This is a genomic window from Rhodococcus sp. ENV425 (assembly GCF_002887785.1).
GTDB classification, from domain to species: Bacteria; Actinomycetota; Actinomycetes; order Mycobacteriales; family Mycobacteriaceae; genus Rhodococcus; species Rhodococcus aetherivorans.
Window position 1 is genome coordinate 9,027 of record NZ_PCZU01000307.1, and the last position, 1,561, is coordinate 10,587.

Annotated in this window: 1 protein-coding gene and 1 pseudogene; both read right to left on the reverse strand. The window is 74.2% G+C overall.

All coding sequences use genetic code 11. From position 1 onward, the window contains the following. Nucleotides 1-670: pseudogene (locus CQZ88_RS32210) on the reverse strand (type VII secretion-associated protein); the annotation flags it as partial. Nucleotides 671-738: 68 nt separating this feature from the next. Beyond that, nucleotides 739-1,561 (reverse strand): FtsK/SpoIIIE domain-containing protein (locus CQZ88_RS32215; RefSeq protein ID WP_258008873.1); only part of this gene is annotated, 823 nt, incomplete at its 5' end.

Genomic DNA, 1,561 nt, shown 5'->3' on the forward strand with positions numbered 1-1,561 from the left:
AACGCATCCGGCGGACGGGCCGGGTCGACCGGGAGGCCGGCACGGTGTGCAGCCACTGTGGGAGCGACTCCGTGTCCCCCGACGGGACGGCCGGGGGTTCCGGCACCGCGGCCAGCACCTCGGACGCGGCGACCGGTATCACCCGGATGCCGCGGCCGAGCCGCTCGGCGATCCGCTCGCACAGCGGAATTCCGGGCGGCTCGCCCGGAATCCCCGTCACGAGGACGACATCCGGATCGACGGAACCGCACACGTTTCGCATCAGCCGGTCCAGCCGCTCGGCTCCCGCCGGCGAGTCGAGCAGTCCCTCGTCGAGGTCGGGGTCCCGCGCGATGCGGTCGACGTCGCCGCCGTCGGGGGCGCTCAGCACCGCCATTGTCACGCCGGCGCCGTCGACCTCCGCGACCGCGCATCGCTCGCCGTCGCCCACAGGCGCGGCGCGGCGCGCGGCCACCGCGGCGGTCAGGAGGACGGCATTTCGCGCGACCTGCCGGGCGGCCGTGTGCAACTCCTCCCGCCGACGTTCGCCCCACTCGGTGGGATGGACCACCACCACCGTGTCGAGGCCGGCCGGCGCGCCTGCCGTCGCCGCGACGTACCCGAGCAGGGTCGCCAGCGGCGCATCGTCGTCCGTGGGGACACGGCCGGGAGCCGATGCGGGAATCGTCACGGTCCGATCGGACCGCCGCGCGTACACCCGACCCGGGACGACCTGCAGGTGCAGCGCGTGGACGTCGCTCATTGCGGCGGCAGCCACGCCGTCTGCACGAGCGTCTCCCCGTCGCGTTGCACGAGGATGCCCCGTCCGGGCGGCATCGGGCGCGGACGCGCGGTGCCCACGAGCGCTCCCTCCTCTCGATTGCCGCTCATCACGAGGCCGGCCGCCGACAATTCCCGCAGCCGCGCGATGACCGGCTCGAAGAGAGCCCGCCCGGCTCCCCCGGAGCGGCGCGCCAGGACGAGGTGCAGCCCGACGTCCTTGGCCTGGGGCAGATACTCCAGCAGGGGCGTCAGCGGCGACTGGCTCGCCGCGGAGACGAGGTCGTAGTCGTCGACGACGACGAACACCTCGGGTCCCGACCACCAGGAGCGCTCACGCAGTTGCTGCTGGGTGACGTCGGGACCGGGCATCCGCCGCTCGAACACCGCCGCGAGGTCGCGGGCCATCGCCGACAACGTCACCGCGGACGGCGCGTATCCGCCGAGATGCTCACCCTCGACGACGCCGAGCAGGGTGCGCCGATAGTCCCCGACGATGATGCGGGCCTGTGCGCCGGTGTGGGACTCCACGAGGCTGCGGCAGATGCCGCGCAGCACGGTCGTCTTGCCGCAACCCGAGTCACCGAAAACGAGCAGGTGAGGCTGCTCGGAGAAGTCGATCCCCACGGGGGCCAGTTCGGCTTCGTCGATGCCGACGGGCACGAACAACCGCCGCTCCCCGGGCGCGCCACCGGCAGCCGATCGGTCCGCGAGCGCCGCGAGCACCCCGGCCCGATCGACGCGATCGGGAAGCATGCGCACGGGCGGGGCGGGGCGGCCCGGTGCGGCCGCGGCGACGGCG